Raw genomic sequence first — 26,722 nt, 5'->3', positions numbered from 1 at the left:
GATGCGAAAAATTTTTTTGCGTCGTAAAAAATCGTGTTGCACGGCACAACAGGCGCTGTTGCAACATGGAAAATTACATTTCTCATTGCGAAACGAGCCGTATAACTCGTTGAAAAATATAATGTAAAAATCGCCGAAAAAGCCTTGATGGTGTCTGTTCCGCCCAACGCCTTGCGCCTAGACTCTTATATAAGACTTCACGAAACGAAACGCCTTCGGCGGTCTCGCTTCGCGGAGGTCACGAGTCCACCGAACCCTCTTACAAGGCAAAAGGAGCACACCATGACGCGCAACGACCAGGCAAAGCAGCTTCAACAACAATGGGAAACGGACAGCCGCTGGAAGGGCATCAAGCGCAGCTTTACTGCGGAAGACGTCGTTCGCCTGCGTGGCTCGCTGCAAGCCGAGCACACGATCGCCCGCCACGGTGCCGAGAAGCTGTGGAATGACATGCACGAACAGCCGTTCGTCAACGCGCTCGGTGCGCTGACGGGCAATCAGGCGATGCAGCAGGTCAAGGCCGGCCTGAAGGCGATCTATCTGTCGGGCTGGCAGGTTGCTGGCGATGCCAACGTAGCGGGCGAAATGTATCCCGACCAGTCGCTGTATCCGGCGAACTCGGTGCCGCTCGTCGTGAAGCGCATCAACAACACGCTCACGCGCGCTGACCAGATCCAATGGTCGGAAGGCAAGAATCCCGGCGACGAAGGTTATATCGATTACTTCGCGCCGATCGTCGCGGACGCGGAAGCCGGTTTCGGCGGCGTGCTGAACGCGTTCGAGCTGATGAAGGCGATGATCGAAGCGGGCGCGGCGGGCGTGCACTTCGAAGACCAGCTGGCGTCCGTCAAGAAGTGCGGCCACATGGGCGGCAAGGTGCTCGTGCCGACGCGCGAAAACGTCGCGAAGCTGACGGCCGCGCGCCTGGCCGCCGACGTGTGCGGCGTGCCGACCGTGCTGATCGCCCGCACCGACGCGGAAGCCGCTGATCTGATCACGTCGGACGTCGATGACAACGACAAGCCGTTCCTCACAGGCGAGCGCACGGTGGAAGGTTTCTACCGCACGAAGCCGGGCCTCGACCAGGCTGTGTCGCGCGGTCTCGCGTATGCGCCGTACGCCGATCTGATCTGGTGCGAGACGGGCAAGCCGGATCTCGAATACGCGAAGAAATTCGCCGAAGCGATTCACAAGGAATTCCCGGGCAAGATGCTGTCGTACAACTGCTCGCCGTCGTTCAACTGGAAGAAGAACCTCGACGACGCGACGATCGCCAAGTTCCAGAAGGAACTCGGCGCGATGGGCTACAAGTTCCAGTTCATCACGCTCGCCGGCTTCCACGCGCTGAACTACTCGATGTTCAACCTCGCGCACGGCTACGCGCGCCAGCAGATGAGTGCGTTCGTCGAACTGCAGCAGGCCGAGTTCGCCGCTGCCGAAAAGGGCTTCACGGCCGTGAAGCACCAGCGCGAAGTCGGTACGGGCTACTTCGACGCCGTCACGCAGACCGTTGAGCGCGATGCGTCGACGACGGCCCTGCACGGCTCGACGGAAGACGAACAGTTCTTCGACAACAAGAAGGTCGCCTGAAACGTCTGACGTCGTCCGACGTCGGCGAATTCAGCGGCGGGAAGATACGCGCCTCTCACTCGCAGCACCATGAAAAACGGCCCCGCAGAGGGCCGGTTTCCATCACTTCCAGGGAGGAAGGTCGGGCGGTCTGTCCATGACGCCCGATATGAATGAGACGAACCTGAGAGAGACCTTAAAAGACACACTCGACGGCAAGCCACATCGGGCTTCTGCTGTAACAAATCGCGCGCTGGCTATCCGCCGGCGCGCGTTTTTTTAGACACACCGGGTGAAGACCCGGCATCCGCAAAGAACGCGGCCGAAACCGCCTATCACCGATAGACGATCACCGGAATTTTCGTATGCGTGAGCACGCGCTGCGTCTCGCTGCCGATCAGCAGACTGCCGAGGCCACGCCGCCCATGCGACGCCATGAAGATCACGTCACAACCGCCCGACTCGGCCGCTTCGATGATGCCCAGATACGGCGACGGATGCACGCTCGTCTGGCTCGTGCATTCGACACCCGCGCCGCGCGCGGCCTCCTCGACTTCCTGCAGATGCTGGCGCGCCTCGCGCTCGCTGCGGTCCTGGAAGTCCACGGGCGGCTCGATCACGACTTCGGAAAACGGCGAGTACGGATATTGCGGCAGGCACGCGTACGCAGTCACGCGCGCGCCGACGGCCTGGGCGAGATCGATTGCGCCGTCGATCGCCTTCTTCGACAGGTCCGAACCATCCGTCGGAACGAGGATGTGCTTGAACATGGTGCCCTCCGTCGTCGACTGCAGGTGTGGAATGCGCGCACATGCCATTCGCGGCCTCGCAACCTGGCGAGCAGGAACGCGAATGCCCGCATGCGCGTGCAACCGCCTGCGCCGCAGCGGTCGCGATGCCGCGCGGCGGGCTGTCAGAACGATTGTAGTGCGCCGAAAAGTCGCGCAAGCGGCGCGTGCGGGCATGTCCGCATATCGGAAACCCGCGCGCGATCCGGACTTCGCAGCTCGGCGCGCGCCGCGCTCAGCCCCAATATGCGGGATTGCCGTACGTATGCTTGAGGAAATCGAGATAAAGACGCACGCGCAACGGCAGATGCCGCCGCTGGGGAAACACCGCGTGAATGCCGATGGGCGGCGCGGCGAAATCGTCGAGCACGCTGACAAGGCGCCCCGCCGCGATATCCATGCCGACTTCCCACCACGAGCGCCACGCGAGCCCATGGCCTTCCAGACACCATTCGTGGAGCACCGCACCGTCCGAGCATTCCATCGTGCCCGACACCTTGATCGTGACGACATTGTCGCCCTGCTGGAACACCCAGCCGCGCTGCTGGTTCGCGCTTGCGCCGAGTGCGAGACAGTTGTGATGCGCGAGATCGGCGAGTGTCTGCGGTGCCGGGCGGTGTGCAAGGTAAGTCGGCGATGCGACGCATACGCGCTTGTTCTCACCGAGTCTCAACGAGACCAGCGACGAATCAGGCAATTCACCAAGCCGTATCGCGCAGTCGAACCCTTCGTTAACGAGATCGACCATGCGATCGGACAGATCGAGAGAGATCGATACGTCGGGATGCGCGACGGTGAACGCGGGCACCAGCGGCGCGACGTGCCGTCGCCCGAATCCTGCGGGCGCCGACAAGCGCAGATGGCCGCTCGCCTTCACGCCGCCCGCCGACACGCTCGCCTCGGCGTTCTGCATGTCGTGAATGATGCGCTGACAGTCTTCCAGAAACGCCGAGCCTTCGTAGGTCAGCGTGATGCGGCGCGTGGTGCGCACGAGCAGCTTGACGCCGAGCCGCTCCTCGAGCGCGTCGATGCGGCGTCCGATGATCGCGGGCGCGACGCCTTCGGACTGCGCCGCCGCCGACAGGCTGCCGCGCGCCGCGACGGTCACGAAAGTCTCGATCTGTTTGAAGCGGTCCACGGCGGATGATGGCGCGTCGATCGCGCACGAATAAGAGGTCGCGTCAGATTAGGTTGATGAAAGTAAAAGATCAAGTGATCTTTAGAGTCTTTTTTAGCACAAGCCGTCACGAATAGAATCGATCCTGACCTCTGATGGAGCGCACGGCAATGTCGGCCACAACGACACTCTTCCCCAAGGCAGTGATTTTCGACGCATACGGCACGCTGTTCGACGTGCATTCCGTCGTCGCTGCCGCGGAGCAGATGTTTCCGGGCCACGGCGATGCGCTTTCGCAGTTGTGGCGGCAAAAACAGATCGAATACACGCAGCTGCGCACGGCCTCCGATCCCGCCGGTGCGCGCTACGAGCCATTCTGGAACATCACGCTCGACGCGCTGCGTTTCTCCGCGCGCAAGCTCGGCCTCGCGTTGAACGCGGCCGGCGAAAAACGCCTGATGGACGAATACGCATGTCTGTCCGCGTTTCCCGATGTGCTGCCCGCGTTGCGCCAATTGCGCGACGTGCGTACAGCGGGGCGCAACGAGCCGATCGGTCTCGCGATCCTGTCGAACGGCAATCCGCAGATGCTCGACATCGCGGTGAAGAGTGCGGGCATGTCCGGACTGTTCGATCACGTGCTGTCGGTGGACGCCGTGCGCGCGTTCAAGCCGGCACCCGCGACCTATGCGCTCGGCACGCAGGCGTTCGGCGCGGCCGCGCGCGAGATCGTGTTCGTGTCGTCGAACGGCTGGGACGCGAGCGGCGCGAACTGGTTCGGCTACACCGTGTTCTGGCTCAACCGCCTGGGCGCGCCCGCCGAAGAACTCGGCGTCACGCCGCACGGCACAGGCAGGAGCATGAGCGATTTGATGACGTTTATCGAACACCGGACGTCGTCCGGAAAACCAGCGAAACGGGAAACAAGCAGCCGCACGCGCCACAGCCCTGACGCATGACGGCTTCGAACCCGGCGACGCATTGCAATTGCATCACCACGCATTTTTGAAACTGACCGACCAAGGAGAAATCATGGCGAACACGTTGTCGCTCCCGCAGGGCATGACCATCACCGGCGACATCAAGCCCGGCTTCGAAGCGATTCTGACGCCGCAAGCGCTCGAACTCGTCGCCAGCCTGCACCGGACGTTCGAGCCGCGTCGCCAGAAACTGCTGAAAGCGCGCACTGAACGTGCGCAACGTCTCGACGCGGGCGAGCGCCCGGATTTTCTCGCCGAAACGAAGAGCATCCGCGAAGGCGACTGGACGATCGCCCCGCTGCCGCAGGATCTGCAATGCCGCCGCGTCGAGATCACGGGTCCCGTCGATCGCAAGATGATCATCAACGCGCTGAACTCGGGCGCGGATTCGTACATGACCGACTTCGAGGATTCGAATGCGCCGAGCTGGGACAACCAGATCACCGGCCATATCAATCTGAAGGAAGCGGTGCGCCGCACGATCTCGCTGGAGCAGAACGGCAAGTCGTACACGCTGAACGACAAAATTGCGACGCTGATCGTGCGTCCGCGCGGCTGGCATCTCGACGAGAAACATGTGAGCGTCGATGGCCAGCGCGTGTCGGGCGGCATCTTCGACTTCGCGCTGTTCCTGCATCACAACGCGAAGGAGCAACTGTCACACGGCACGGGCCCCTACTTCTATCTGCCGAAGCTGGAGAGCCATCTCGAAGCGCGTCTGTGGAACGACATCTTCGTCGCCGCGCAGGAAGCCGTGGATGTGCCGCGCGGCACGATTCGCGCGACCGTGCTGATCGAAACGATCCTGGCTGCGTTCGAAATGGATGAGATCCTGTACGAATTGCGTGAACACAGCTCCGGGCTGAACGCTGGGCGTTGGGACTACATCTTCTCGGCGATCAAGAAGTTCAAGAACGACAAGGACTTCTGTTTGGCCGACCGTTCGCAGATCACGATGACGGTGCCGTTCATGCGTGCGTACGCGTTGCAACTTCTGAAGACGTGCCACCGCCGCAACGCGCCTGCCATCGGCGGCATGAGCGCGCTGATTCCGATCAAGGGCGATGCGGCCGCGAACGACAAGGCAATGGCAGGCGTGCGCTCGGACAAGGCGCGCGACGCGACGGACGGCTACGACGGCGGCTGGGTCGCGCACCCGGGACTCGTGCCCATCGCGATGGAAGAGTTCGTGAAGGTGCTCGGCGACAAGCCAAACCAGATCGGCAAGCAACGCGTCGATGTGCAGGTGACGGGCAAGGATCTGCTCGACTTCCGTCCCGAAGCGCCCATCACCGAGGCAGGATTGCGCAACAACATCAACGTCGGCATTCACTACCTCGGCTCGTGGCTCGCGGGCAATGGCTGCGTCCCAATTCACAACCTGATGGAAGACGCGGCAACGGCGGAAATCTCGCGCTCGCAAGTGTGGCAGTGGATTCGCTCGCCGAAGGGCAAGCTCGACGATGGCCGCAAGGTAACGGCCGAACTCGTGCGCGACCTGACGGCACAGGAACTGGACAAGGTGAAGGCCGCGATTACCGGCGATACAAAACCGTACAATCGCGCCGCAAAGATCTTTAGCGACATGTCGACGTCGGAGAATTTCACCGAGTTCCTGACGCTGCCGCTTTACGAAGAACTCTGAGCAACACAACTGCTCGATGGTTGACCGACCGGGATGGCCTGGCGGGCGTCATGCCTGCTGGGCCATTCTTTTTTCGACTGCGTTTTGCCGATTGCGGCGCTGGCCTCAGCGCCCGTTCGAACGCCGGTGCTCGACCCAATCGCCACTGCGTATCTCAGGCAGCCCTTTGACAGCGTCCCGCTGCACGGGATAGTAACGGCACGTGACGGGCGTGCCTTCGACATCGACGGTCACTTCACGCGGCATGAACAGACCCTCGATGCCCGGATACACCTGCTCGATCTCATCGAGCACGGCGACGAGCTCGTCGTCGATCGCGTAGACGTCGCCGCGCACGTGAACGCCGGCGGCGTCGGGCACGAGGCCCGGGTAGGCGCCGAAATCGAACAGACGGCCCCGCAAGGTGGCCGAACCGACCAGCGTCGGCGAAGCGATATCGTTGCGCGCCGCCGCGGCGCCGATGTCATTGATCTCACCAGCACGCAAGGTGCCATATACAAAGACGTTTTGCATCAGTTCACTACCCTCCTTCCAGACAACATCCATTCATCACTTGAGGCTTTACAGGAGCGGCGCGCTCGCCACCAGCACGCCGTCGCTGTCCGCATACACCCATTCGCCCGGCCGCACGGCCGAGCCGGGCAAACGCACGGGCACATCGCGCTCTCCGCCGCCGCGCTTCTCGCTGCGCTGCGGATGGGTCGCGAGCGCGACGACACCAATGTTGCATTCGTTCAGTTCCAGCACGTCGCGCACGCAACCGAACACGACGAGGCCCGCCCAGCCATTTTTCTCGCCAAGCTTGCCCAGATTGCCGCCGACCAGCGCGCAACGCAGACTGCCGCCGCCGTCGATCACCAGCACACGGCCCGCGCCTTTTTCTTCGAGCGTCGCGCGCACCAGCGTGTTGTCTTCGAACACCTTGAGCGTGACAGCCTCGCCGCCAAAACATGACGCGCGCCCGAAACGGCTGAATACAGGATCGAGCACGCGCAACGTACCTGCGGCGAGCTGATCTTCGTGCGCGTCGCACAAGTCGGCTGTGGCAAAGTTCATGAGCTTCTCCCGTCGGCGAAAGGAATCCGGTGCATTATGCCGCGCCATTTCTTCGATGTCGCATCGTCCATTCGGCCAATGTTCGGATCACCTGCGCGACCCTACAATGACAATCGTCATGCGGCAGATTCGCTGCCGCCCACTCCGTTACGCCATGACTGAAGCTGCCCGCTCAACTACCCGCTCGACGCCGTCCGCATCGAAAGCGTCTGCCGAAATGTCGACGCGCGTCGATTTCGCCGACATTCCGCCGGAGTTCGCGCCCACGCCGACGCATCCTATCCGCGTGCGCTCGCGGCCCATGCCCGCTGGCGTACGCATCGCGCGGCACACGCACGCGTGGGCGCAAGTCGCGTATGCGTCGCGCGGCGTACTGCGGGTGGGCACGTTCGGCACGACGTGGATGGTGCCGCCGTCACGCGCAATCTGGGTGCCGCCGTATGTGCTGCATGAAGTGACCATCGTCGAAGAGGCGTTTCTGCGAACGCTATACGTTAACGAGACAGTCGTGCCGCCGGGACTGGACGCGTGCCGGGTGGTCGAAGTGTCGGGGCTGCTGCGCGAGGTCATTGCCTCGCTGGACACGCCCGGCTTGCCACCTGACCGCGAACGCCTGCTCGGCTCGCTGGCACTCGACGAAATCACCCGGTCGCAGCCTTTGCCGCTGTCCGTGCCGATGCCGACGGAAAAACGTCTACGTGCATTGTGTGAGGCGGTGCTTGCCGATCCCTCGAATACGGATTCACTGGAGCGATGGGCGTCGACGGTCGGCGCGAGCACGCGCACGATCGCGCGGCTTTTTCGTCAGGAACTTGGGGTGAGCTTTTCGCAATGGCGTCAGCAAGCCGTGCTGGCCCGCGCGATCCCCTTACTCAGTCAGGGGCGGCCGCTGTCGCATGTCGCGCGGGAGCTGGGTTACCAGAGTCAGAGTGCGTTTTCCGCGATGTTCCGGCGCGCGTTTGGCGAAAGTCCGCGGGCATTCATGGTGCGGGGCCCGGAGCATAGGCGTGACGAACGGGACCGGGACGAAGACGACGATCAGGACGATCAGAGTTGATGAAACGGGCTGCCGCCACGAACGGGAACACGCAGTCGATGCGCTCGCAACGTCCTCAGACGCGCCGGGCCATATGCCGGATCGAGCCGAGCTGTGCGAGTCGCGGGCCGGAGAGCCGGTAGCCCATCCGTTGATAGAGACGTGCCGCAGGATTGTCGACGAATACGCGCAGTTGCAGTTCGGAGAGACCGCGCGCCCGCGCCCAACGGTGCGACGTATTCAGCAGATACGTGCCCGCGCCGCGCCGCCGATGTCCCTCGGCGATCTGCACGTCGCGGATATGCAGCGAGTCGCCTTCTTCGGTGATGCGCAACACGCCGATCCGTTCGCCGTCCGCTTCGAGAATGAAATTTTCCGACTCGCGCCAGCTCGCGAGAAACAGGTCGCTGCGCCACACGAGATGGTGCCGGCGGTAGTAGCCGCCCATGTTGCTGCGCGTCAGCGCCTCGGCGAACGAGAAGTCGTCCATGCTGGCCTTGCGCAAATGGAAGGGAGATGGATCGTCAGTCGGGTCGAGCATCGTGCAAGGACGAAAGAGTCGGTCCGCTCAACGTTAAGACACGCGGACCGCGCTGGCAATGGCTGTTTGCCCCACAGTGAAGCAAGCGGCATCCCGGATGCCTTTGCAAGCTGTGTCGAATGGCAAGCGAAAAAACAAAAAGCCCGCTGACAACTCAGCGGGCTTCCTATTTCTGGCGGAGCGGACGGGACTCGAACCCGCGACCCCCGGCGTGACAGGCCGGTATTCTAACCAACTGAACTACCGCTCCAATCTTGCTACCTGACTTGCGAGCGTCAGTTATTTCTCGCAAGCGCATTACCTGAATTTCAAGTAACGCCAGTATTCTGGCGTCCCCTAGGGGATTCGAACCCCTGTACTCACCGTGAAAGGGTGATGTCCTAGGCCTCTAGACGAAGGGGACAACGTACTTCACATGCTACTGCTTATACCTTTAATGAAAAAGCCCGCTCACCGAACGGGCTTAATCTGGCGGAGTGGACGGGACTCGAACCCGCGACCCCCGGCGTGACAGGCCGGTATTCTAACCGACTGAACTACCACTCCAGTCTTGCTACCTGACTTGCGAGCGTCGGTTATTTCTCGCAAGCGCATTACTTGAATCTCAAGCAACGCCAGTATTTGGCGTCCCCTAGGGGATTCGAACCCCTGTACTCACCGTGAAAGGGTGATGTCCTAGGCCTCTAGACGAAGGGGACATAATCTTTTCAGATCTGTCTCGTTCTTGCTGCTAACTTCATTCATCAGCAGCGAAGACCGCAATTCTAACTGCTTTACTACCGTTTGTGAAGTCTTTTTTCTACAACTTCCAGCTAACCGGAAGACTTCACTCTGCTCTGATGGTGGAGGTAAGCGGGATCGAACCGCTGACCTCTTGCATGCCATGCAAGCGCTCTCCCAGCTGAGCTATACCCCCTTGCAGAACAGAAGCGAGATTGTAGTGAGCAATTTTCGCTTTGTAAATACCTCTTAAGTCGCTTTCTACAATTTTTTTGCGAGGCCGCGCAACGATGCCCGGCGACCTCGCTTCGCCTGCTCAGGCAAGCCCCTTTTCGATGCGGCTCACGGCCACGTCGCGACCGAACAGCATCAGCACGCTATCGATGGAAGGCGTATGCGTCGTGCCCGCCACCAGCAAACGCACGGGCATCGCGAGTTGCGGCATCTTCAGTTTGTGCGTGCCGAGCGTCGCCTTCAACGCGGCGGCGATACCCTCCTTCGTCCACTCGCAGGTCTTCAATGCCGTAGCGAGATCGGCGAGCGCCGGACGCACGACATCCGTCACATGCTGTGCGAGCGCGTCGGTATCCGGATTCGGACCGCGATAGAACATCGCGGCGCTGTCCACAATTTCCTTCACCGTCGACGCGCGATCCTTCATCAGCCCGATCACCGCCACCAGATCCGCGCCCGTCGCGAGCGTCGCTTCGTCGATGCCGAGCGCCGCGAAGAACGGCTTGCTCAGATCAGCGAGACGCGCGTTGTCCGCTTCCTTGATGTAATGGTTGTTCAGCCAGCTCAGCTTGTTGTGGTCATACTGCGCCGGCGACTTGCCCAGGTGATCGAGATCGAACCATTCGATCAGTTGCTCGCGCGAGAAAATCTCCGCATCGCCATGCGACCAGCCCAGACGCGCGAGATAGTTCAGCACCGCTTCCGGCAGATAGCCGGCGTCGCGATAACCCATCACGCTCATCGCGCCATGCCGCTTGCTCATCTTCTCGCCCTGCTCGTTCAGCACGGTCGGCAGGTGCGCATAGACGGGCGGCTCGGCGCCAAGCGCGCGCAGGATATTGATCTGGCGCGGCGTGTTGTTGACGTGGTCGTCGCCGCGAATCACATGCGTGATCTTCATGTCGAGATCGTCGACGACCACGCAGAAGTTATAGGTTGGCGTGCCGTCCGGGCGCGCAATCACGAGATCGTCGAGTTCTTCGTTCGAGATTTCGACGCGGCCCTTCACGGCATCGTCCCACGCGACCACGCCCGTCAGCGGATTACGGAAACGCAGCACGGGTTCCACGCCGGCGGGGGGCGTCGGCAGCACCTTGCCCGGCTCGGGGCGCCACGTGCCGTCATAGCGCGGCTTTTCGCCCGCGGCGCGCTGGCGCTCGCGCAACGCGTCGAGTTCTTCCGTCGACATGTAGCACGGATACACGAGCCCCTGCTCCTGCATCTGCTGCAGCACCTCGCGATAACGGTCCATGCGCTGCATCTGGTAGAACGGACCTTCGTCGTAGTCGAGGCCGAGCCATTGCATGCCTTCGAGGATCGCGTCGACGGATTGCTCGGTCGAGCGTTCGACGTCGGTGTCTTCGATACGCAGCACGAACACGCCCTTCGTTTTGCGCGCGAACGCCCACGGATACAGCGCAGAGCGAATGTTGCCGAGGTGAATGAAGCCGGTGGGGCTCGGTGCGAAGCGGGTGCGAACGGGAGTGGTCATGTGCGGTAACTCGGAGGCAGACGCCTGCGCCGGCGAACATCGAAGCCAGGCGTGGCAACGGAAACGGATCGCGCCCGGCGACGGTGACAACGCCTGCCGACGGCGCGAACGCGATTGAAAAAGAGAGACGAATTATACCCGTCGAATACTGACAGCATGGGTTTGCAGGCGCGTCCGGCAGCGCGCCGGAAGGCATAAGCCGAAACATCGGACAGCGGACGTCGTCAGTACCCGATACTGACAACTGCACCTGTAGACGGTTTCCTCAACCGATTGTCGCCGTGTGTCCGCTTTGCATTATGATGTGCGCGCGCTGCCATCCGGCTCCCGGCAGGCTCCATGCAGCGCGCGAGGATCGCCGCCAGCGATCGCTTTTGCATGACACGCGGCACGACACTTTCGCATGGACGTCGGCGCCGTCGCTGGAGAATTCGTTGAAACCGTCATCGCCACGCTTGTCCCGCCGCACGTTCTCGATTGCCGCGGCCTCCGCTGTTCTCTCCGCCTGCGCGTCGACGGGCAGCAAGCCCGACACTGTCACGCCCACGCCCAACACCGCGTCCATCCCGCCGACGCCCCCCGTCAAGCCAGAACGGCCGCTGCGCATCGGGCTCGCGCTTGGCGGCGGCGCGGCGCGCGGCTTTGCGCATATCGGCGTGATCAAGGCACTGGAGGCGCGCAACATCCAGATCGATCTGGTGTGCGGGACGAGCGCCGGATCGGTGGTCGGCGCGCTGTATGCGTCAGGGCTGAACGGTTTCGCGCTCAACAAGCTCGCGCTGACCATGGACGAAGCGTCGATCAGCGACTGGGCGATGCCCTTTCGCACGCGCGGCCTTCTGCAAGGCGTCGCGCTGCAGAACTACCTGAACAAGACGCTCGACAATCGCCCGATCGAGAAAATGGCGAAGCCGCTCGGCGTCGTCGCAACGGATCTGAAAACGGGCCAGCCGATTCTTTTCCAGCGCGGCAACACGGGCATTGCGGTGCGCGCGTCGTCGAGCGTGCCGTCGGTGTTCGAGCCGGTGAAGATCGGCGGACATGAATACGTCGACGGCGGCCTCGTCAGCCCGGTGCCGGCGTCGTTCGCGCGCAAGATGGGCGCGGACTTCGTGATCGCCGTCGATATTTCCGCGCGACCCGAAATAGCGCTTACCGAAAGCTCGTTCGACGTGCTGATGCAGACGTTTACGATCATGGGTCAGACGATCAAGGCATACGAGCTCGACAAATACGCCGACGTCGTGATCCGTCCGAATCTGAACGCGATGAGCGGCACCGACTTCGGACAACGCAATGCGGCGATTCTGGCGGGCGAGGAAGCCGCCGCGCGCATCGCGCCCGAACTGCTGCGCAAACTGGCGGCGGCGCGCGCAACGGCCTGACCGGCGGCGGCGTCACGCCGCGTGTCGGGCGCACCAAAGCAAAAGGCCCGTTTCGAATGAAGCGGGCCTTTCGTTTGAAACCAGTCAACCGACGATCGTCTTAATTGTTGCCACCGATCGTCGCGCTCACGCGCTGGCGCAGTTCCTGCTGCTGCGGCACCGTCGATTCGATACGACGCGCGCCCGTGAAGCGCTTTTCCCAGTAACCGTCATCCATGTCGTCGACGCGGATCGTGCTGCCTGTAGAAGGCGAATGCACGAACTTGTTGTCGCCGATGTAGATGCCGACGTGCGAGAACGTACGGCGCATCGTGTTGAAAAACACGAGATCGCCCGGCTTCAGGTCGGAAACCCGAACCTTCTCGCCGACACGGCTCATTTCTTCCGCGCGGCGCGGCAGTGCCATGCCCAGCGTGTCCTGGAACACGTAGCGCACGAAGCCGCTGCAATCGAGGCCGGAATCCGGCGTATCGCCGCCCCAGCGGTAGCGCACGCCGATCATGTTGAGGGCGCCGACCACCACATCACCCGCCTTGCCGGCCATGCCGGACAAAAACGAACGAGCGCCGCTCTCGGAATTCGAGGCAGCGCTTTGCATGCTTTGTGTGGTGGAGGACACTGAACTCGACCCGGAAGAGGTCGAAAATGAGGCATTCTGGTTAAAGCTGCTTACTTCATCGGCGAAAGCGCCGGGAGCTGCGGCCATCAGTACGCCAATGAACATCCCGGCGACGACGCGCGTGCAAGCCTGGGTTAGGTTTTGGTGCTGCATTGGTCTGGTGGTTGGTCTTGGTTAGGGCTGGGTGCGGCGGTAGTTTTTGCCTGAAAATCAACAGGCTAGGAAAAAAGTTTGGTCGATACTAGCCAGTAAGTATTCCAATGTCAAAACAAATAGAAAAAAACAATGACTCGCCGCACCCAATTGGTGAATGTCAAGTCGTCAAGGCCGCTTTCAACAGCTTACGTGTGTAAGGATGGGTCGGTTCCGCAAAGATCCGCTCGACCTCACCCGTCTCCACGATCGCCCCGTTCTGCATGACGGCAACGCGATGCGCCATGGCGCCGATCACGGCCAGATCGTGGCTGATGAACACAAATCCCAAGTTGTATTTGCGTTGCAAACCCGCGAGCAGCTTCAACACCTGTTGCTGGATCGATACGTCTAGCGCGCTGGTCGGTTCGTCGAGAATCAGGATGCGTGGTTCCAGCACCAGCGCACGCGCAATCGCAATGCGCTGCCGCTGTCCTCCGGAGAATTCATGCGGGTAGCGCTGCAGCGCCGTCCGGTCGATCCCCACTTCGCGCAGCACGCCAATCACCTTGTCGCGCCGCGCGTCGGCATTCAGTTGCGGCCGATGCAGCGCGAGCCCTTCGCCGACAATCCGCTCGATCGTCTGCCGGGGTGAAAGTGAACTAAAAGGATCCTGAAAGACGACCTGCATGTTCGAGCGCAGCGTGGTCTGCTCGCGCCCCCGATAACTGCCGAGCGCCCTGCCCTGAAAATCGATCGCGCCGTGCGAGGTTCTTTGCAGGCCGAGCAGTGCCATCGCGAGTGTCGATTTCCCCGATCCCGACTCGCCGACAATACCCAAGGTTTCGCCCTGCCGCACCGACACCGTCGCGTCGTCGACGGCACGAAAGCGCCCCGACCGGAACCAGCCAGCCATGCCCGACAGCTTCGTCCTGAAATCCACGCAGACGTCGCGCGCGTCGAGCAGCACGGGCGCGATCGGCAGCACGGGCACGACGGTGCGCTCCGGACGGCTTTGCAGCAGACGCTGCGTGTACGGATGCTGCGGCGACGCGAACAGCGTATCGACGGGGCCGCTCTCGACGAGCACGCCCTTCTCCATCACCGCGACGCGTTGCGCGAAGTGGCGCACGAGGTTCAGATCGTGCGTGATCAGCAGCACGGCCATGCCGCGCTTTTCGGCTTCCTCGCGTTGCAGTTCGAGCAGCAGTTCGACGATCTGCGCGCGGATCGTCACGTCGAGCGCCGTCGTCGGCTCGTCGGCGAGCAGCAGCCGTGGACGGCACGCGAGTGCCATCGCGATCATCGCGCGTTGCCGCTGGCCGCCCGACAACTGGTGCGGATAGCTGTTCACGCGCTTGCCCGGCTCCGTGATGCCCGTCCGGTCGAGCAGCGCGACGGCGCGCTTGCGCGCTTCGTTGGCGCTGACGCCATCGTGCAGCACGATGGTTTCCGCGATCTGGTCGCCGATCGTGTACAGCGGATTGAGCGCCGTCATCGGCTCCTGAAAGATCATCGCGATAGCAGAGCCGCGCATCCCGCGCATTTCGCGCTCGCTCTTCGCGAGCAGATCTTCGCCGTCGAAGCGCACGACGCCGCTCGTCTGCGCATCGTTCAACAAACGCAGGATCGACAGCGCCGTCACGCTCTTGCCGGAGCCCGACTCGCCGACCAGCGCAACGCGCTCGCCACGGCCGATCGCGAGCGACACATCGTCGACGGCCACTGTGTCGCCGAAGGTCACGCGCAGATGATCGAGTTCGAGCAGCGGCCCGTCGTGTTTCGTCGCGTGCGCGCTCACTGGTTGCCTCCCGCTTTCATCGCGTCGGAGATACGCGTGTCGAGCGCGTTGCGCAGCGCGTCGCCCATGAACGTCAACAGCAGCAGCGTCACGACCAGCACGCCGAAGGTCCACATGGAGATCCACCACGCATCGAGGTTCGCCTTGCCTTGCGCGAGCAGTTCACCGAGGCTGGGCGTCGGCGGCGGTACGCCGAGGCCGAGAAAATCGAGGCTCGTCAGCGCGAGAATTGCGCCGCTCATGCGAAACGGCAGGAACGTGATGACGGGCGTCAGGCTATTAGGCAACACATGTCGCCAGATGATCTGCCAGTTCGACAAGCCCATGGCCCGCGCGGCGCGCACGTAGTCCTGTTGCCGGTTGCGCAGGAACTCGGCGCGCACGTAGTCGGCAAGGCCGATCCAGCCGAACAGCGACAGCAGCACGATCAGCAGGATAAAGCCCGGCTCGAAGATCGACGCGAAGATGATCAGCAGATACAGCTCCGGCATCGCGCTCCAGATTTCGATCAGACGCTGTCCGAAGATGTCAGTCTTGCCGCCGAAGTAACCCTGCACGGCGCCCGCCAGCACGCCGAGCACGGTGCCGATGAAAGTCAGCACCAGCGCGAACTCCACCGACACGCGAAAGCCGTACACGAGGCGCGCGAACAGATCACGGCCGCGGTCGTCGGTGCCGAGCCAGTTGTCGCGCGAAGGCGGCGCCGGATTAGGCCGCTTCGAAAAATAGTTCAGCGTGTCGTAGTAGTAGCGGTTCAGCGGATAGATCGCGAAGTTGCCCGGCGCGTCGATGCGCTGCTTGACGTATGGATCGAGATAGTCGGCGGGCGTCGGAAAGTCGCCGCCGAAGGTCGTCTCCGCGTAGTCCTTCACGAGCGGGAAATAGTAGTGGCCGTCGTAGCGCACGACGACCGGCTTGTCGTTCGACCACAGCGGCGCGGCAAGGCTCGCCGCAAACGCGACAACGAATACGATCAGACTCCAGTAACCCAGCCGCTGCTGCCGGAAACGCAGCCACACGCGGCGCGCGGGCGACGGCGACACAAACGCGCGCACCGGCTGCGCGCGCGACACTTCGGCATCTGTACGAACGCGGCTCAAATCAGCGCTCCAGTTCTTCGAATTGAATGCGTGGATCGACCCACACATAACAGAGATCGGAGACGAGCTTGGTCGCGAGCCCGATCAATGTGAAGAGATAGAGCGTGCCGAGCACGACGGGATAATCGCGCCGCACGACCGACTCATACGACAGCAGCCCGAGCCCGTCGAGCGAGAACAGCGTCTCGATCAGCAGGCTGCCCGTGAAGAACGCGCCGATGAACGCAGCCGGAAAACCGACGATCAACGGCAACAGCGCGTTGCGGAACACGTGCTTCCACAGCACGCGGCGCTCGGACAGCCCTTTCGCGCGCGCGGTCAGCACGTACTGCTTGCGGATTTCGTCGAGGAACGCGTTCTTGGTCAGCATCGTGACGACCGCGAAGCTGCCGACCACGGAGGCCACGATCGGCAGCGTGATGTGCCACAGGTAATCGAGAATCTTGCCGAAGAGGCTCAGCTGATCCCAGTTGTCGGATGTGAGATTGCGCAGCGGGAACAACTGCAGGAACGAGCCGCCGCCGAACAGCACGAGCAGCAGCACGCCGAGCACGAAGCCGGGAATCGCATAGCCGATCAGCACGACGAGGCTCGTCGCGACGTCGAAGCGCGAGCCGTTGCGCACCGCCTTCGCGATGCCGAGCGGCACCGATATCAGATAAGTGAGGAAGAACGTCCATAGCCCGATGCTGATCGACACAGGCAGCTTCGACACGATCAGCGACCACACGCTTTGATGCCGGAAATAGCTTTGTCCAAGATCGAAGTGAGAGAAGCGCTTGAGCATCAGCCAGTAGCGTTCGAGCGGCGGTTTGTCGAAGCCATACAACGCCTTGAGTTGCGCGATCTGCTGCGCATCGACGCCGCTATGCGCGCGCAGCCCGAACGGCGTGCCGCCTTCGGCGGTACTGCGCCGCAGTTCGTGCACCGCCTGTTCGACGGGTCCGCCTGGCACGAACTGGATCACGACGAAAGTCAACGTGAGGACGCCGATCAACGTCGGGATCATCAATAGCAGACGTTTGAGGATGTAGCTCCACATGGCGGCCGTCCAGAATCAAAAGTACATGATGGGGTACGCGATCAGCGCGCTCATTGCGGCGTGGCGAACCACCACATCGAGGTGATCCAGCCTTCCGCCGTATAGTACAGCGGCAAGGTCGACGGCCACGCCATGCCGCGCTTGAACGCCACGCGATGCGTCGCGCTGTACCAGTGCGGGACCATGTAGTAGCCGTTGATCAGCACGCGATCGAGCGCGTGAGTGGCATCGACGAGTTGCTCGCGGGTCTGCGCGCCGACCAGCGCGCGCAGGATCGCATCGACGGCGGGCGATTTCAGCCCGATCAGATTGCCCGAGCCCGGTTCGCCTGCAGCCTTGCTGCCGAACCGGTCGATCATGTCCGCGCCCGGCACCTGCACGTCGGGAAAACGGATGGTCGTCACATCGAAGTCGAACGCGTCGAGGCGCTTCTGGTACACCGCAAAGTCCGCCGTACGCGTACGCGCATCGATACCGAGCTTCTTCAGATTGCGGATATAGGTGGCGTAGACCGGGTCAAACGTAGCCGACGAGCCCGAGTCGTCGAGAATCTCGAACGCGAACGGCTCGCCCTTCGCGTTGCGCAACGCGCCATCGCGATACGTCCAGCCAGCCTGCGCGAGCAGCGCGCGCGCTTCGAGCAGATTCGCGCGCAGCGAACCGGGCGGGTCCGTGTCGGGTTGCTTCGGCGGCACGCCGAACACGCCGGGCTCGAGCTGTGCGCGCCATGGCTCGAGCAGTTTCAGTTCGCCTGGCGACGGCAAGCCTTTAGCTTGCAGATCCGTATTGACGAAGTAGCTGTCGATCCGCTTGTACTGGCTGTAGAACAGTTGCCGGTTGAGCCACTGGAAGTCGAGCGCGAGATCGAGCGCCTTGCGCACGCGCACGTCCGAGAAAAGCGGCCGGCGCTGGTTCAGGATGAAGCCCTGCATCCCCGTGCCGTTATGTTGCGGAAACTCGCGCTTGATCAGCTCGCCGCTGTCGAACTTCTTGCCCACGTCGCGGCGCACCCAGTTGCGCGCGACGTACTCGACGAGCGCATCGTACTCGCCCGCCTTGAACGCTTCGAGACGCGCGGTGCCATCCGAATACAGCTTGTAGTTGATGCGCTCGAAGTTATACATGCCGACGCGCACGGGCAGCTTGTCGCCCCAGTACTTCGGGTCGCGTTTGTAGGTGATCGTGCGCCCGTTGTCGTAGCTCTCGATCAGATACGGCCCGCTGCCGAGAGGTTTTTCGAACGCGAGCTGATCGAACGCCGTGCGACTGCCGTCCGCCTTCATGCCCCACTTGCGCGAGAACACGGGCATGCCGCCCGCGAGCAACGGCAACTCGCGATCGTGCTGCTTGAATTCGAAGCGCACGGTCGCCGGATCGACGATCACGACGCGCGTGATCTCCGCGAAATACGCGGCGAATTGCGGCGCAGCCTGCGGGCTCTTCAAGGTATCGAACGAAAACTTCACGTCCTCGGCCGTAACGGGGTCGCCGTTCGAAAAGCGTGCGCGCGGGTTGATGTGGAAAGTCGTCGACAGGGCGTCCGGCGCGACGGCGATGTCGTCCGCCAGCAGGCCGTAGGCGGACGCGACTTCGTCGGCGCTGCCCGTCGTCAGGCTCTCGAACAACAGGCCGATGCCGGGCGCCGCGCTGCCGCGCATCGTGAACGGATTGAACTTGTCGAAGCTCGTCGAGCGGTCGGGATTCGCGAGCACCAGCGTACCGCCGCGCGGTGCGTCGGGATTGACGTAGTCGAAGTGCTTGAAGTCGGGCGGATACTTCGGGTTGCCGTACTGCGCGATCGCATACGCGGCCTGCGCATGCTGCGCCGTCATGGGCGACAAGCCGATCAGCAAGCCGACGCACACGGCGAGCGCGGCACGCACGGCGCGCGGCATCGCCTTGCAACGGACACGCAACAGCGGACGAATCAGAGTGCGCCATCTCGGGCGCGGCGCTTCAACCCGTCGCGTGCCTGCGGTCATAGGTGCCTTGTTGGTCGGTGGGCAGTTGCAATGTGAGAGAATTCTACCCAAAATCCCGCGCGTTCCCGCACTCTGTCATCGCGGCGCACTGACCTCATTAGGAGAATCCATGGGCATCCTCGCTGGTAAACGAATCTTGCTGACGGGCCTGCTGTCGAACCGTTCGATCGCGTACGGTATCGCGCAAGCCTGCAAGCGCGAAGGCGCAGAACTCGCGTTCACGTATGTCGGCGACCGCTTCAAGGATCGCATTACCGAGTTCGCGAACGAGTTCGGCAGCAATCTGATCTTCCCGTGCGACGTCGCCGACGATGCGCAAATCGACGCGCTGTTCACTTCGCTGAAAGAACACTGGGACAGCCTCGACGGCCTGGTGCATTCGATCGGCTTCGCGCCGCGCGAAGCGATCGCCGGCAACTTCCTCGACGGCATGACGCGCGAAAATTTCCGCATTGCGCACGACATCTCCGCCTACAGCTTCCCCGCTCTCGCGAAGGCCGCGTTGCCGATGCTGTCGAATGATGCGGCGCTGCTCACGCTGTCGTACCTCGGCGCAGAAAAAGCGATCCCGAACTACAACACGATGGGCCTCGCGAAGGCATCGCTCGAAGCGAGCGTGCGTTATCTCGCCGTGTCGCTGGGCGGCAAGGGCATTCGCGTGAACGGCATTTCGGCAGGCCCGATCAAGACGCTCGCGGCAAGCGGCATCAAGGGCTTCGGCAAGATTCTGGATTTCGTCGAGGGCAATGCGCCGCTCAAGCGCAATGTCACGATCGAACAGGTCGGCAATGCAGCGGCATTCCTGATGTCGGACCTCGCTGCCGGTGTGACGGCTGAGATCATGCATGTCGATAGCGGCTTCAGCGCCGTGGTCGGTGGGATGGCCGCCGTCGCCGAGTAAGCGCACGCGCTTACATGTATGCACGCGTCGTTGCGCGTGCAACCAGAAAAAAACCGCCCCTCGGGGCGGTTTTTTGTTGGGCGCATGCGACGCCGCGTGGGATCAGTGCCAGCCGTTGTGATGGCCGTTATCCCAGTGGCCATGACCATGGCCATGATCGTAGCCGCCGTGATGACGATAGTAGTCATCGCGGCCCCAGTAGCGGCGGCCATCCCAGTAGCGGTCACCATGCCAGCCGATCACGATGGCGGGTCCAGCGACGACGGGCACCGGCTGATACGGCTGATACGGCTGGTACACGACGGGCGGCGGCGGCGGCGGTGCATACACAGGCGCCGGCGCGACGTAGACGGGAGCGGGAATACCGATGTTGACACCGACGTTCAGTCCCCCAGCCATCGCCGCACTCGACGCGCCAATCGCGATCACGCCAGCGATCAACGGGATAAGACGCATGGACTTCATGGTTTCACCTTTCTTTGCGGGAGTTGTGTTTTATCGACTGCTTGATTCGAATATAACAAAGCGACGCTTAACGCGTATTTCAACTTTGTAATAACTGATGCATAACTTCGCGTCGCAAAGCGCTTCGTAACGTCCTGTTACACGCGACAGCATTTGGTGATATGCCCAGCGCTTCCACTGTTGCGTACACGCACGTTTCGCGGGATCTTTGCCATTCGCAAACCGTAGGCAGTTCGTTGGTTATCCCAGGCAAAAAGATATCCCGCATGATTCGCGTGAATGGCGCATTCATCGCGAACGCAATTCACCAATACCGATGTTTACGGACTAGGGAATGAAAAGTTGAGACCGCGCAGAGTCCACCAAGAAGACACATGAAACGAAACAGGCGCGCAAAAAACAAAACCCCGCAGAGCCGCAGCTCTACGGGGTTCCACCGCCATTTCTGGCGGAGACGGAGGGATTCGAACCCTCGATCCAGGTTTTGGCCCAGATGCTCCCTTAGCAGGGGAGTGCCTTCGACCTCTCGGCCACGTCTCCCAAACTTTCGCTTGCGCCAGGGAGGCAGCGCAACGAAGCCAAGATAATAGCGGGTTACGAGGCAGCGGTCAATTTCTACTTCACACTTTTTGCGCCTGAAGTGTCAATCGAATGTCACTTCCTTGACCTGCCCTTTCGCCGCCCTTTTACCGCGCTTTTATCGCACACAAGCTTTTACGCAGATGCCTGTCACCGAAGCAAACAGGTACTGCGCGCACATCACGCCTGGTCGAGTTCGAATGCCTTATGCAGCGCGCGCACGGCGAGCTCCATGTACTTCTCGTCGATCAGCACCGAGATCTTGATTTCCGACGTGGAGATCATCTGGATATTGATGCCCTCTTCCGACAGCGTGCGGAACATCTTGCTCGCGATACCCACGTGCGAACGCATGCCGACGCCGACCACCGAGACCTTCGACACCTTCGGATCGCCTAGCACCTGTTCGGCGTTCACGTGACCCTTGACCTGGTTCGTGAGGATGTCCATGGCGCGTTGATAATCGCCGCGACCGACCGTGAACGTGAACGCCGTTTTGCCTTCGACGCTCTGGTTCTGGATGATCATGTCGACATCGATATTCGCATCGGCAACCGGGCCGAGGATCTGATATGCGATGCCCGGCTTGTCGGGCACACCCATCACGGCGATACGGGCTTCGTCACGCTGAAACGCGATTCCCGAGATGACTGCTTTTTCCATGGTTTCGTCTTCTTCAAAAGTAATCAGGGTGCCCGACTTCATTTCTGCGTCGAGCGACATCAGCGGATCGGTCAGGCTGGACAGCACGCGCGTCTTCACCTGATATTTGCCGGCGAATTCGACCGAGCGGATCTGCAGCACCTTCGAACCGAGGCTGGCCATTTCCAGCATCTCCTCGAACGTCACGCGATCGAGCCGGCGCGCTTCTTCGACCACGCGCGGGTCCGTCGTGTAGACGCCGTCGACGTCCGTGTAGATCAGGCATTCGTCCGCTTTCAGCGCCGCGGCCACCGCGACAGCCGACGTGTCCGAGCCGCCGCGGCCGAGCGTCGTGATGTGGCCTTCGGGGTCGATGCCCTGGAAGCCCGTGATGACGACGACCTTGCCTTCGTCGAGATCGCGCAGCACGCGCTCGCCGTCGATGTCGCTGATACGCGCTTTCGTGAATGCGCTATCCGTTTTGACGGGCACTTGCCAGCCGGTGTAGCTGACGGCATCGACGCCTGCGTCATGCAGCGCGATGGACAGCAGGCCGACGCTGACCTGTTCGCCCGTCGACGCGATCATGTCGAGTTCACGCGGGCTCGGCTGGGGTGAAATTTCTCTCGCGAGACCCAGCAGGCGGTTCGTTTCGCCGGACATCGCCGAGGGCACGACGACCATCTTGTGGCCTGCCTTGTGCCATTTCGCGACGCGCTTCGCGACGTTCTTGATGCGCTCGACCGAGCCCATCGATGTGCCGCCGTATTTATGTACGATGAGTGCCATTGTCGTTCTGAACTGAAGGGAAACTGATACGCCAACCGGCGCGCGCCGGGCGCGCTGGAGACGGCCGCACAAAGAAAGCACAGGGCACAACGTTCGGGAACGACGGCGCAGTGTGGGCGGCGCAGATGCAGCGTGCGTAGGGTACGCGCGGATTTGCCGGGTTTGCTTTTTCCGGCCCTGCCGAAACCTGCCGGTAAACAGGGCTGACGGACGCTAACGGGGTGGCTAACGGCTTGGAGCGCGCCCCGGACGTCCGCATAAGAACAGCCAGGTAACACGACAAAAAGCGAGTCGGGCAAACAAGTTACCCTACCTGATCGGCAATAAAAAGACAAGCCGCAATCCAGGCAAAAGCCGCTGCAAATGCTTGTCGTAGAAGGATTTGCAGCGATTGTTGCGCGTGGATGACAGTGGCTGTCCGGTCGGTCGGGAGTCGGCCTTGGGTGATGCGGACGTCGGCCAGACGTCAGGCGAACATCACGCGAGCGTCAGATCCTCGCGCCAGGCAATCCGGATGTAGCGCGCGCTTGCGTGCTGCGCCGGGTCGACGGGCGCGGCGCGGTTCACGCCGATCAGCGGCACGAACAGCAGTGCGTCGCCGGCAAAAAGCAACGGTACATCGCGCTTCCACGATGGCACGCCGCGCTCCTGAAACAGATTCTTCAACGTGCGGCTCGGGCCGTTCGCGACACAGCGCATCCGTTCGCCGCCGCGGCGCGAGCGTGCGACGAGCGGCGCGCGCGTGAGCGCATCGACGGGAATCGCATCGGACTCGTCGGCGCTCGCCTCGCTGAATACGAACGTGCCGCGCCACTGCGGCAAACGCCACACGCTTTGCCCTTGCCATACGAGCACGCTTTCGGCGCGTTCGACGAGTGCCGTTTCGTCGGCGGGATCGGCGCTGTCGCCGGCTTCCCAATAGACCTGGCCGCGATAGCTGCGTAACGCCTGGCCCGCGTGATCGACCCGCAAGCTGTGCGCGTCGCCGATCGCGCGCAACTGGCGCAGCGCATCCGTCAGACGCGCAGTCGATGCAGCCGTCAAGCCGAGCGTACGCATCCAGTAACGCAGCAGATTCGCCGCGCGATCGTCGTCGAGCGCGAGCAGCGCGTCGCGCGACAACGCGCCCTCTTCGTCGCCGCGCGCCGTTTGCAGATCGATACGCGCCAGCTCGTCGAGCAGACGCTGCGCCGAAGCCGCGTGCGCCGCCGTGCGGGCGAGCGCGTCGCGAAAGCCCGGAAAATGCACGGCGAGCGGCGGCAGTACATCGTGACGCAGCGCGTTGCGCGCGTAGCGCGTGTCGGTGTTCGACTCATCGTCGATCCAGCGCAGATCGCGCCCGTGCGCGTATTGCTCCAGTTGTGCGCGCAGCAGATGCAGCAGCGGACGCACCCGCACAACGGACGCGCCGGACGGCAGATAGTCCGGCGCCATCGCCGCCAGACCCGCAAGCCCTGCTCCGCGAAGTAGTTGCAGCAGCACGGTCTCCGCCTGATCGTCGGCATGCTGCGCGAGCCAAAGCGTGCGCACGCGATGCTGCGAGCAAAGCGCATCGAGCGCGCGATAACGGGCGTCGCGCGCAGCGGCTTCGATGCTCAGACCGCCCGCACGTGATACGTCGACATGCGTCGACGCAAACTCGACACCCCGTTCGCGCGCAAACGCGCCGCAATGGGCGAGCCATTCGTCGGCATTGGCGCTCAGACCGTGATGAATATGCAACGCGATGCAGCGAGACGCACCACCGACACGCACCGCGGCGTCGATCAGCACCGTCGAATCGACGCCGCCGCTGAACGCAATCGCGATGCGCGCATCGTCGGGCAAGGCCCCAAACGCAACGCCGACCGCATCGAGAACGAGGCGGTCGGCGGGAGTGTCAGCGGAGGGAGTCACGTTGTGATGGCGCTTATCGTACGCGAGGCGCCTTCGGACGAGAGCGCGAGGCTTACGCGCCCGGCGTCGTTTCCTTGAACTTGCCGTAGGCCATCAGGCGTTCAAAGCGGCGCTGACGCAGATCGTTAGTGCTCATGCCCTGGAACTGGCGCAGCGAATCGGCGAGCGCACGGCGCAGCATGGCTGCCATACCCTTCGGATCGCGATGCGCGCCGCCGAGCGGCTCGTTGACGATCTTGTCGATCAGGTTCAGCGCCTTCAGGCGATGCGCGGTCAGACCCAGCGCTTCGGCTGCTTCGGGCGCCTTCGCGGCACTCTTCCACAGAATCGACGCGCAGCCTTCCGGCGAAATCACCGAGTACGTCGAGAATTGCAGCATCAGCACGCTATCGGCGACGGCGACAGCCAGCGCGCCGCCCGAACCGCCTTCACCGATGATCGTCGAGATGATGGGCGTCTTCAGCTCGGCCATCACGTACAGATTGCGGCCGATCGCTTCGGACTGGCCGCGCTCTTCCGCGCCGATGCCGGGATACGCGCCCGGCGTGTCGATGAACGTGAAGAGCGGCAGGCCGAACTTCTCGGCAAGACGCATCAGCCGTTCGGCCTTGCGGTAGCCTTCGGGGCGCGGCATGCCGAAGTTGCGCAGCGCGCGCTCCTTCGTGTCGCGGCCCTTCTGATGGCCGATCACCATGCACGGCTGACCGTTGAAACGCGCCAGGCCGCCGACGATCGACAGGTCGTCCGCATACGAGCGGTCGCCATGCAGTTCGTGGAAATCGGTGAACAGTTCGTTGATGTAATCCTGCGAGTACGGACGCTGCGGATGACGCGCAATCTGCGAAACCTGCCATGGCGTCAGGTTCGTATACAGATCTTTCGTGAGCTGCTGGCTCTTCTTCGACAGCCGCTCGATTTCTTCCGAAATATCGACGGCCGAATCGTCCTGCACGAAGCGCAATTCTTCGATTTTCGCTTCGAGCTCCGCGATCGGCTGCTCGAAATCCAGAAAGGTGGTCTTCATTGGTTTTTAATCCTTCGACTTACCGGCAGCGCGTATTCTAACCGCGCGCGCCCATGTCAAAACCGTCTCGAATCTATCAATTTTAACAAATCAATAGACTCCAACGGTTTTTGCCTTCTGCTTCAATGCTTGATTCAGCTGCCGGCCGGCGCCGGATCGAGGCTGCGCCACATGTACCAGGTCGCAACCGTGCGCCACGGCTCCCAGTTTGCGGCGACTTCACGCGCTTCGCTGCGCGTCACCGGCTCCCCGCTGAAATAGTTCTGGCTGATCGCGTGAATCAGATTCGGATCGTCAAGCGGCAGCACGTCCGGACGCGACAGATCGAAAATCAGGAACATCTCCGCCGTCCAGCGGCTGATGCCGCGAATCTGCGTCAGCTCGGCGATCACGTCCTCGTCTTCCATCGACGTCCACTTGCCGACGTGCAATGCACCCGAGACGAAGTGATGCGCGAGATCGAGAATGTACTCGGCCTTGCGCTTCGAGACGCCGCAGTTCATCAGGTCGTCCTGCCCGAGCTTGATGATCTGTTGCGGCACGAGCTTCGGACAGGCGGCGACGATGCGCTGCCACATCGACTGAGCGGACGCGACGGAAATCTGCTGGCCGACCACCGAGCGCGCCAGCGTGACGAACGGATCGGCACGGCTCGACAGATGCACGGGGCCGAACTTCGGGATCAGCTTCTTCAGAATGCGGTCGCGCTTGACGAGATCGGCACAAGCCTTGTCCCAATACGCCGGACGCGTCACGACGGACGACTGCGGGTCGCCCTGCACAGCTTGCTCGCCTTCCACCGACGACACAGCGGCGCGCGGCTTGCGAACCGTTTCGGCCTCATGGCTTTCATAGGCGAGTTCCTGCGCGTCGCTCGCGAGTTCCGCGGGCAGCGAGCCGTTGCCCTTCGCGTGCGCGGCCCGCGCGCGCGATGGTTTCACAACCGTTGCTTCGGGCAAGTCCGCTCCGTTGGGCAGGTGTCGGGACGACGCCGGCTTCGCGAGCGCGCCATGCGAGCCCGCCGTTTTGCGCGGGCCATGCAGGCCTGCCTTGACGCCTTTCGCCGACGCCGATTTCACCGCCACCTTCGCTGCGCCGCTTCGCGCCCGTACTGCCTTTACCTTAGCTGCCGCGTTTGATTGAGACGTGGCCCGTTTAGCCGGCGTCTTCGTGGCCGTTGCCATCCT

At 62.4% G+C, this 26,722-nt stretch carries 22 protein-coding genes and 6 tRNA genes; 6 read left to right on the top strand and 22 right to left on the bottom strand.

Going from position 1 to position 26,722, the window contains the following annotated elements; genetic code table 11:
* Positions 1–282: 282 nt before the first annotated feature.
* Positions 283–1,590, top strand: coding sequence for an isocitrate lyase (gene aceA, locus C2L64_RS06430; RefSeq protein ID WP_007742222.1), 1,308 nt, complete (start codon positions 283–285; stop codon positions 1,588–1,590).
* A 314-nt stretch (positions 1,591–1,904) separates the two neighbouring features.
* Here aceA and C2L64_RS06425 read toward each other — a convergent pair whose 3' ends face one another.
* Positions 1,905–2,339 (bottom strand): universal stress protein, encoded by a 435-nt coding sequence (locus C2L64_RS06425; protein ID WP_007580518.1) that lies wholly within the window; start codon positions 2,337–2,339, stop codon positions 1,905–1,907.
* Between the two features lie 253 nt (positions 2,340–2,592).
* Complete coding sequence (locus C2L64_RS06420; protein ID WP_090835840.1) at positions 2,593–3,495, bottom strand: LysR family transcriptional regulator; 903 nt, start codon at positions 3,493–3,495, stop codon at positions 2,593–2,595.
* 149 nt (positions 3,496–3,644) lie between these two features.
* Between C2L64_RS06420 and C2L64_RS06415 the strand changes: the two genes are divergently transcribed.
* Together C2L64_RS06415 and aceB are read left to right on the top strand one after the other, a co-directional pair.
* Entirely contained in the window at positions 3,645–4,433 is a 789-nt protein-coding gene (locus tag C2L64_RS06415) for a haloacid dehalogenase type II (RefSeq protein WP_086910523.1), read from the top strand.
* Between the two features lie 73 nt (positions 4,434–4,506).
* A complete protein-coding gene (aceB, locus tag C2L64_RS06410) occupies positions 4,507–6,099 on the top strand; it encodes a malate synthase A (RefSeq protein ID WP_090835884.1) in 1,593 nt (530 codons plus the stop codon).
* Between the two features lie 105 nt (positions 6,100–6,204).
* On the opposite strand, the gene C2L64_RS06405 is transcribed toward aceB, so the two are convergent.
* Both C2L64_RS06405 and rraA read right to left on the bottom strand, forming a co-directional pair.
* Positions 6,205–6,612 (bottom strand): gamma-glutamylcyclotransferase family protein, encoded by a 408-nt coding sequence (locus C2L64_RS06405; protein WP_007580504.1) that lies wholly within the window; start codon positions 6,610–6,612, stop codon positions 6,205–6,207.
* Between the two features lie 48 nt (positions 6,613–6,660).
* Positions 6,661–7,155, bottom strand: coding sequence for a ribonuclease E activity regulator RraA (rraA, locus tag C2L64_RS06400; RefSeq protein ID WP_007742226.1), 495 nt, complete (start codon positions 7,153–7,155; stop codon positions 6,661–6,663).
* 217 nt (positions 7,156–7,372) lie between these two features.
* On the opposite strand from rraA, the gene C2L64_RS06395 reads away from it, so the two are divergent.
* Positions 7,373–8,212, top strand: a complete 840-nt coding sequence (locus tag C2L64_RS06395; protein ID WP_079499852.1) for an AraC family transcriptional regulator — start codon at positions 7,373–7,375, stop codon at positions 8,210–8,212.
* A 55-nt stretch (positions 8,213–8,267) separates the two neighbouring features.
* Here the strand turns inward: C2L64_RS06395 and C2L64_RS06390 are convergent, their stop codons facing one another.
* The 7 genes from C2L64_RS06390 to gltX form a co-directional block, all read right to left on the bottom strand.
* Positions 8,268–8,732, bottom strand: coding sequence for a GNAT family N-acetyltransferase (locus tag C2L64_RS06390; RefSeq protein WP_007580501.1), 465 nt, complete (start codon positions 8,730–8,732; stop codon positions 8,268–8,270).
* A 173-nt stretch (positions 8,733–8,905) separates the two neighbouring features.
* Positions 8,906–8,982, bottom strand: a tRNA-Asp gene (locus C2L64_RS06385).
* 77 nt (positions 8,983–9,059) lie between these two features.
* A tRNA-Glu gene (locus tag C2L64_RS06380) sits at positions 9,060–9,135 on the bottom strand.
* Positions 9,136–9,201: 66 nt separating this feature from the next.
* Positions 9,202–9,278, bottom strand: a tRNA-Asp gene (locus C2L64_RS06375).
* Positions 9,279–9,354: 76 nt separating this feature from the next.
* Positions 9,355–9,430, bottom strand: a tRNA-Glu gene (locus C2L64_RS06370).
* 142 nt (positions 9,431–9,572) lie between these two features.
* Positions 9,573–9,648: transfer RNA gene (locus C2L64_RS06365), tRNA-Ala, on the bottom strand.
* A 120-nt stretch (positions 9,649–9,768) separates the two neighbouring features.
* The gene (gene gltX / locus C2L64_RS06360) at positions 9,769–11,178 is read right to left on the bottom strand and encodes a glutamate--tRNA ligase (RefSeq protein WP_090835841.1); all 1,410 of its coding nucleotides are present in this window, start codon (positions 11,176–11,178) and stop codon (positions 9,769–9,771) included.
* Positions 11,179–11,477: 299 nt separating this feature from the next.
* Here gltX and C2L64_RS06355 point away from each other — a divergent pair, with 299 nt between their 5' ends.
* Positions 11,478–12,563 carry a patatin-like phospholipase family protein gene (locus tag C2L64_RS06355; RefSeq protein ID WP_090835842.1) on the top strand — a complete coding sequence of 362 codons (1,086 nt, stop codon included), beginning with the start codon at positions 11,478–11,480 and terminating at the stop codon, positions 12,561–12,563.
* A 100-nt stretch (positions 12,564–12,663) separates the two neighbouring features.
* Here the strand turns inward: C2L64_RS06355 and C2L64_RS06350 are convergent, their stop codons facing one another.
* From C2L64_RS06350 to C2L64_RS06330, 5 genes are all read right to left on the bottom strand, one after another.
* On the bottom strand, positions 12,664–13,335 hold the full coding sequence (locus C2L64_RS06350; protein WP_090835843.1) for a C40 family peptidase: 672 nt from the start codon (positions 13,333–13,335) through the stop codon (positions 12,664–12,666).
* A 160-nt stretch (positions 13,336–13,495) separates the two neighbouring features.
* Positions 13,496–15,115 carry an ABC transporter ATP-binding protein gene (locus tag C2L64_RS06345; RefSeq protein ID WP_090835844.1) on the bottom strand — a complete coding sequence of 540 codons (1,620 nt, stop codon included), beginning with the start codon at positions 15,113–15,115 and terminating at the stop codon, positions 13,496–13,498.
* Positions 15,112–16,263 carry an ABC transporter permease gene (locus C2L64_RS06340; protein WP_407671749.1) on the bottom strand — a complete coding sequence of 384 codons (1,152 nt, stop codon included), beginning with the start codon at positions 16,261–16,263 and terminating at the stop codon, positions 15,112–15,114. The genes C2L64_RS06345 and C2L64_RS06340 overlap by 4 nt, the downstream gene beginning before the upstream one ends.
* On the bottom strand, positions 16,217–17,257 hold the full coding sequence (locus C2L64_RS06335) for a microcin C ABC transporter permease YejB (protein WP_090835845.1): 1,041 nt from the start codon (positions 17,255–17,257) through the stop codon (positions 16,217–16,219). Before C2L64_RS06335 ends, C2L64_RS06340 begins: the two co-directional genes overlap by 47 nt.
* Positions 17,258–17,307: 50 nt before the next feature.
* The gene (locus tag C2L64_RS06330; protein WP_090835846.1) at positions 17,308–19,239 is read right to left on the bottom strand and encodes an extracellular solute-binding protein; all 1,932 of its coding nucleotides are present in this window, start codon (positions 19,237–19,239) and stop codon (positions 17,308–17,310) included.
* A gap of 109 nt (positions 19,240–19,348) precedes the next feature.
* Here C2L64_RS06330 and fabI point away from each other — a divergent pair, with 109 nt between their 5' ends.
* Entirely contained in the window at positions 19,349–20,140 is a 792-nt protein-coding gene (gene fabI, locus C2L64_RS06325) for an enoyl-ACP reductase FabI (RefSeq protein WP_007580492.1), read from the top strand.
* A 102-nt stretch (positions 20,141–20,242) separates the two neighbouring features.
* Here the strand turns inward: fabI and C2L64_RS06320 are convergent, their stop codons facing one another.
* The 6 genes from C2L64_RS06320 to C2L64_RS06295 all read right to left on the bottom strand — a co-directional run bounded on the left by C2L64_RS06320 (position 20,243) and on the right by C2L64_RS06295 (position 26,719).
* Entirely contained in the window at positions 20,243–20,605 is a 363-nt protein-coding gene (locus tag C2L64_RS06320; protein ID WP_090835847.1) for a hypothetical protein, read from the bottom strand.
* Positions 20,606–21,051: 446 nt separating this feature from the next.
* Positions 21,052–21,145, bottom strand: a tRNA-Ser gene (locus C2L64_RS06315).
* A gap of 219 nt (positions 21,146–21,364) precedes the next feature.
* Positions 21,365–22,615: an aspartate kinase gene (locus C2L64_RS06310; protein WP_007580490.1), complete on the bottom strand. Its 1,251-nt coding sequence runs from the start codon at positions 22,613–22,615 to the stop codon at positions 21,365–21,367.
* A gap of 477 nt (positions 22,616–23,092) precedes the next feature.
* Entirely contained in the window at positions 23,093–24,511 is a 1,419-nt protein-coding gene (gene tilS, locus C2L64_RS06305; RefSeq protein WP_090835848.1) for a tRNA lysidine(34) synthetase TilS, read from the bottom strand.
* Between the two features lie 52 nt (positions 24,512–24,563).
* Positions 24,564–25,535: an acetyl-CoA carboxylase carboxyltransferase subunit alpha gene (locus tag C2L64_RS06300; RefSeq protein WP_007580477.1), complete on the bottom strand. Its 972-nt coding sequence runs from the start codon at positions 25,533–25,535 to the stop codon at positions 24,564–24,566.
* Between the two features lie 134 nt (positions 25,536–25,669).
* On the bottom strand, positions 25,670–26,719 hold the full coding sequence (locus tag C2L64_RS06295) for a DNA-3-methyladenine glycosylase family protein (RefSeq protein ID WP_090835849.1): 1,050 nt from the start codon (positions 26,717–26,719) through the stop codon (positions 25,670–25,672).
* Positions 26,720–26,722 lie beyond the last annotated feature (3 nt).

It is taken from the genome of Paraburkholderia hospita (assembly GCF_002902965.1).
Taxonomy (GTDB): Bacteria; Pseudomonadota; Gammaproteobacteria; order Burkholderiales; family Burkholderiaceae; genus Paraburkholderia; species Paraburkholderia hospita.
The sequence above is the reverse complement of the archived record's forward strand: the minus strand, read 5'-3'. Positions and strand labels throughout refer to the sequence as shown.